The sequence below is a fragment of the Teichococcus rhizosphaerae genome (assembly GCF_002631185.1).
In the GTDB taxonomy this organism is placed as follows: domain Bacteria; phylum Pseudomonadota; class Alphaproteobacteria; order Acetobacterales; family Acetobacteraceae; genus Pseudoroseomonas; species Pseudoroseomonas rhizosphaerae.
This window is the reverse complement of sequence record NZ_PDNU01000093.1, coordinates 1-4,903: the sequence shown is the minus strand read 5'-3', so window position 1 is coordinate 4,903 and position 4,903 is coordinate 1. Positions and strand designations below refer to the sequence as shown.

Sequence of the window (4,903 nt, the reverse complement as noted above, 5' to 3'; positions counted from 1 at the left end):
CTCGATGCGGGCGGGGCTCACCATGTCGCCGCCCAGCGTCTTGATGAAGTCCCGCTTGCGGTCGGTGATGCGCAGCGCGGGGCCGACCATCTCCCCCACATCGCCGGTGTGCAGCCACACCGCGTCCCCCTCGGCGCGCAGCGCCTGGGCGGTGGCCTCGGGGTTGTTCCAGTAGCCGTCCATGACCAGCGGGCCGCGGACCAGCACCTCGCCATCCTCCGCGATGCGCAGCGTGACGCCGGGCAGGGGGCGGCCCACCGTGTGGCGGTTGTTCTCCCACGGCACGTTGACGCTGATCACCGGCCCCGCCTCGGTCTGGCCATAGCCTTGCAGCACCGGCAGGCCCATGGCCAGGAAGAAGCCGGAAAGCTCCGGGTCCAGCCGTGCGCCGCCCGAGACCAGCGCTGCCAGCCGGCCGCCGAAGCGGGCCTGGATGCGCCGGCGCACCAGCCGCTCCAGCACCGCGTCCTCGAGCCGCTCCAACGGGCCGAGCGGCGGCCCGTCCAGCCGGCGCAGGCCGAGCCGCAGCGCCCGCTCGAACAGGTGCCGCTGCCAGGGCTTCTGCTTCTCCACCAGCCCCAGGATCCGCGCGCGCATCACCTCGAACAGCCGCGGCACGGCGGTGACGACCTGCGGGCGGATCTCGGTCAGCTCCGCCGCCAGCCGCTCGGCGCCGCGGCTGAACACGATCTCCATGCCGAAGGAGCAGAGCAGGTAGCTCACCGTGTGTTCATAGGCGTGGGAGAGCGGCAGGAAGGAGAGGTAGCAGGCGTCCTTCGGCAGGCCCAGGCGGTGGATGAAGCTGGCAATGCCATAGCGGTTGGCCAGCATCGCCCGGTGCGGCAGCATTACCCCCTTGGGCGGCCCGCCCGTGCCGGAGGTGTAGATCAGGCAGGCCAGCCGGCCGGCGGGGATGTGCTCCACCTCGGCCACCAGCATCGTCAGGTCGCCACGCGTGGCAGCGAGCTCGGCCCAGGGGAGGGTGCCGGGGCTCTCCTCCATGGAGACCAGCAGGTCGAGCCCCTCCGGCCCCGCCGCCTCGGCCACGGCCCGCGCCAGCCGGGCGGTGGAGACGATGGCGCAACGCGCGCCGCTGTCGCGCAGCAGATGCGCGTGGTCGGCCACGGTGTTGGTGGTGTAGGCCGGCACGGACACCGCGCCGATGGCCATGGCGGCCATGTCCGCCACCAGGAATTCGGGGCGGTTCTCGGCCACCAGCAGCACCCGGTCGCCGGGGGAGATGCCGCGCGCGCGCAGCCCGGCCGCCACATCGGCAACCTGCAGCGCGAATTCGGCCCAGCTCAGGCCGCGCCACCTCCCGCCGCGCCAGAAGCGCAGCATCGGCCGGTCGGGCCAGGAGCGGGCCAGGCCCAGCATCAGGGCGGGCAGGCTGTTCCAGTTGTCCTCGGCGCGCATGGGGTGGTGCGGGTCCTTCTCCTGGGTGGCGGAACGCCGGAGCGCGCGGCCGGTTGGGGCAGCGCCGCGGCGGCGGCGGCCCCTCGTGGCGAGGGTGCGGGGCGCTCCGGCACCGATCGTTGCGGGGAGGCGCTTGGCCTGCCTCCGCATGGCCTTATATCGGGAGGAGCGAACCCACAACCGCAAGGCGTCCCGTGCAGCTTTCCAACCTTCGCCCCTTCCATCGCGACACCGCCGGCCGTCCGCCAGGGGGCAACGGCATGGGCGATGCCGCCGGGGCGCTCCCCGCCTGGGATCTCTCGGACCTTTACGCCGGCCCCGCCGACCCGGCGCTCGAGGCGGACCTCGCCCGCGCCGACACCGAGGCCCGCGCCTTCGCCGAGGCGCGTTCCGGCAGGCTCGCCGGCCTTTCCGGCGACGCGCTGGCCGAGGCCATCGCCACCTATGAGCGGATCGAGGAGGTGCTGGGGCGGATCATGTCCTTCGCCTCGCTCACCTTCGCGGGCGATGCGCAGGACGCCGCCAATGGACGCTTCTACCAGACCATGCAGGAGCGGGTGACGGCGATCTCCAGCCACACCCTGTTCTTCACGCTGGAGCTGAACAAGCTCGAGGAGGCGGCGCTGGAGAAGAAGCTCTCCGGCTCCCGCGCGCTGTCCCGCTACCGCCCCTTCCTGCGCGACCTGCGCGTGTTCCGCCCGCACCAGCTCTCAGACGAGGTGGAGCGCCTGCTGCACGAGAAGGAGGTGACCGGCCGCGCCGCCTGGAACCGCCTGTTCGACGAGACGGTCGCCGCCATGGAGGTGAAGGTGGGGGAGGAGACGCTGAACGTCTCCGGCGCCCTCAACAAGCTTTCCGACCGCGACCGCTCCGTGCGGGAGGCGGCGGCCAGGGGCGTCTCGGCCGCCTTCGGCGAGAAGGCGCGGCTGTTCACGCTGATCACCAACACCCTGGCCAAGGACAAGGAGATCATCGACGGCTGGCGGCAGTATCCGCGCCCCGGCAGCAGCCGCAACCGCGCCAACATGGTCGAGGACGAGGTGGTGGACGCGCTGGTGAGCGCGGTCGTCGCCAGCTTCCCGAGCCTGTCGCACCGCTACTACGCCATGAAGGCCAAGTGGCTCGGCCTGCCGAAGCTGCAGCACTGGGACCGCAACGCGCCCCTGCCGGACGAGGATGACAGCCAGATTCCCTGGGACGCGGCGCGGGAGCGGGTGCTGAAGGCCTATTCCGGCTTCAGCCCGGAGCTCGGCAGCATCGGCCGGCGCTTCTTCGACAAGCCCTGGATCGACGCCGTGCTGCGCCCCGGCAAGGCCTCGGGCGCCTTCGCCCACCCCACCGTGCCGAGCGCGCATCCCTATCTGCTGCTCAACTACCACGGCAAGTCGCGCGACGTGATGACGCTGGCCCATGAGCTGGGCCATGGCGTGCACCAGATCCTGGCCGCCGAGCAGGGCTACCTGATGTCCGGCACGCCGCTGACGCTCGCCGAGACGGCCAGCGTGTTCGGCGAGATGCTGACCTTCCGCGCCCTGCTCGATGCCGAGACCGACCCCCGCCGCCGCCGCGCCATGCTGGCCGGCAAGGTGGAGGACATGCTGAACACGGTGGTGCGGCAGATCGCCTTCTACCGCTTCGAGACGCTGCTGCACGACGCGCGGCGCAAGGGCGAGCTGTCGCGCGAGGAGATCGGCGCGCTGTGGATGCAGGTGCAGGTGGAGAGCCTCGGCCCGGCCTTCGAGTTCACGCCGGACTACGAGATCTACTGGTCCTACATCCCGCACTTCGTCCACACGCCGTTCTATGTCTATGCCTATGCCTTCGGCGACTGCCTGGTGAACGCGCTCTACGGCGTGTTCCAGGAAGGCGGCGTGCCGGGCTTCCAGGAGAAGTACCTGGAGCTGCTGCGCGCCGGCGGCACGCTGCGGCACAAGGAGCTGCTGGCCCCCTTCGGCCTCGATGCCTCGGACCCCGCCTTCTGGCACAAGGGGCTGAACGTGATTTCCGGCTTTATCGACGAACTGGAGCGCGCGGATGGCTGAAGACCGCGAGGGCAGCACCCTCTTCGGCGAGATCCGCCGCATGGCGCGCACCTCGGGCGCGGTGGGCGGCATCGCCGCCCGCGTGGCTGGGGAGCGCTATCTCGGCATCAAGACCGACAAGGCCGTGCACGCCAACGACCTCAAGGCGCTTCTCGGCGGGCTGAAGGGCCCGCTGATGAAGGTGGCGCAGTTCCTCACCACCGTGCCCAACGCGCTGCCGCAGGAATACGCGCAGGAGCTGGCGGCGCTGCAGGCCAACGCCCCGCCCATGGGCTGGGCCTTCGTCCGGCGCCGCATGTCCTCCGAGCTCGGGCATGACTGGCAGTCGAAGTTCGCCAGCTTCGGGCAGGAGGCCGCGGCCGCCGCGAGCCTCGGCCAGGTGCACCGCGCCACCCTGCCGGATGGCCGGCTGGTGGCCTGCAAGCTGCAATACCCGGACATGGCCAGCGTGGTGGAGGCCGATCTCCGCCAGCTCAAGATCGCCATGGGCCTGTTCGCGCGGATGGACGACGCCATCCAGCACGACGACGTCTATGCCGAGCTGTGCGACCGGCTGCGGGAGGAGCTGGATTATTCCCGCGAGGCGGCGCAGATGCGGCTCTACAACCGCATGCTGGCCGATGAGCCCACCATCCGCACGCCCGTGCCGGTGGAGGATTACTGCAGCCGCCGCCTGCTCACCATGACCTGGCTGGAAGGCCGGCCGATCCTGGAGCGGCTGGCCGAGGACCCCTCGCAGGAGGAGCGCGACGCCTATGCCCGCGCGCTGTTCCGCGCCTGGTACATGCCCTTCTACCGCTTCGGCGTCATCCATGGCGACCCGCACCTTGGCAACTACCAGGTGCGCCAGCCCACGGCGGACAGCGCGGCGGGGATCAACCTGCTCGACTTCGGCGCCATCCGCGTCTTCCCGCCCAGCTTCCTCACCGGCGTGATCATGCTCTACGAGGCGATCCGCGACGGGGATGACGAGAAGGCGGCCGAGGCCTATCGCATCTGGGGCTTCACCGACCTCTCCAAGGAGAAGATGGCGGTGCTGGGCCTCTGGGCCAAGTTCCTGCACGAGCCGCTGCTGGACGACCGGGTGCGCCCCATCCAGGAGGTGGACGACCCGGATTTCGGCCGCAAGGTGGCGGCCGAGGTGCATGCTGGCCTCAAGCGCACCGGCGGCGTGAAGCCGCCGCGCGAGTTCGTGCTGGTGGACCGTGGCGCGGTGGGGCTGGGCAGCGCCTTCCTGCGGCTCGGCGCCCGGCTGAACTGGCACCGGCTCTTCAACGAACTGATCGCCGACTACAACGAGCAGGCGCTGGCCGCCCGGCAGGCCGAGGCGCTGGCCGCCGCCGGCGTGCCCCCGGTGGCCGGCGGGACAGGGAAGCCAGCGGGCGCCTGAGGCGGACCCGTCCGGCGGAAGGCGGGAGGTGCCGTGGCCCTGCCACCCGCCGCCA

Annotated in this window: 3 protein-coding genes; 2 read left to right on the top strand and 1 reads right to left on the bottom strand. The window is 71.3% G+C overall.

Features of this window, described 5'->3' with window-relative positions; all coding sequences use genetic code 11:
* The coding region (locus tag CR162_RS21560; protein WP_099097522.1) for an AMP-dependent synthetase/ligase at positions 1-1,416 on the bottom strand (1,416 nt) is incomplete at its 3' end.
* Positions 1,417-1,676: 260 nt separating this feature from the next.
* Between CR162_RS21560 and CR162_RS21555 the strand changes: the two genes are divergently transcribed.
* Together CR162_RS21555 and CR162_RS21550 are read left to right on the top strand one after the other, a co-directional pair.
* Positions 1,677-3,458 carry a M3 family oligoendopeptidase gene (locus CR162_RS21555; RefSeq protein WP_099097523.1) on the top strand — a complete coding sequence of 594 codons (1,782 nt, stop codon included), beginning with the start codon at positions 1,677-1,679 and terminating at the stop codon, positions 3,456-3,458.
* A complete protein-coding gene (locus CR162_RS21550) occupies positions 3,451-4,848 on the top strand; it encodes an ABC1 kinase family protein (RefSeq protein ID WP_099097521.1) in 1,398 nt (465 codons plus the stop codon). Before CR162_RS21555 ends, CR162_RS21550 begins: the two co-directional genes overlap by 8 nt.
* Positions 4,849-4,903: the final 55 nt, after the last annotated feature.

Coding starts and splice junctions, on each gene's coding strand:
- CR162_RS21555 (WP_099097523.1), top strand. CDS start 1,677: ATGGGCGATGCCGCCGGGGCGCTCCCCGCCTGGGATCTCTCGGACCTT.
- CR162_RS21550 (WP_099097521.1), top strand. CDS start 3,451: ATGGCTGAAGACCGCGAGGGCAGCACCCTCTTCGGCGAGATCCGCCGC.